This is a genomic window from Oceanobacillus alkalisoli (assembly GCF_021556485.1).
Classification (GTDB): domain Bacteria; phylum Bacillota; class Bacilli; order Bacillales; family Amphibacillaceae; genus Oceanobacillus; species Oceanobacillus alkalisoli.
The window spans coordinates 1-541 of record NZ_JAKGBW010000047.1 but is presented as its reverse complement, the minus strand read 5'-3'; the positions used below and the strand labels follow the sequence as shown (position 1 = coordinate 541).

Annotated in this window: 1 pseudogene; it reads left to right on the top strand. The window is 38.3% G+C overall.

Annotation, left to right across the window (positions count from 1 at the left end):
• Window positions 1-541, top strand: a pseudogene (locus tag LZD48_RS18435) (DDE-type integrase/transposase/recombinase); the annotation flags it as partial.

Below are 541 nucleotides of genomic sequence, written 5' to 3'. Positions count from 1 at the left end.
ACAAATGCAAGTAGATTTCGGAGAAATGTTTGTTCCTACTGAATTTGGATCAAGAAAGAAGCTTTACGCAGCTGGATTTGTTCTATCTCATTCACGTTTCAAATATGTAGAGTGGATTGATCGTCCTGTTCGTACCTCGGACTTAATTAGAATGCAGGAGAATGCGTTTCAATATTTTGGAGGTATGACGGAAGAAATTGTGTATGACCAAGACCGTTTATTAGCAGTAAGTGAAAACGCAGGCGATTTAATCCTTACCGAATCCTTTACAAAGTATCATGAAACGAGAGGGTTTAAGATCTACTTATGCCGGAAAAGTGATCCAGAATCCAAGGGCAAAGTTGAACAGCTTATAAAATTTGTGAAGAATAACTTCGCAAACCACCGTATTTTCCAAGATTTAGAGTCTTGGCGGGACTCTAACTTAAGGTGGCTAAAGAGAACTGGAAACTATAAAATTAATCACAATACAAAGAAAAGACCCTTTGAAGCGCACGCCCTCGAAAAGCAGCATCTTCAAAAGGTCAATGGATATTACATT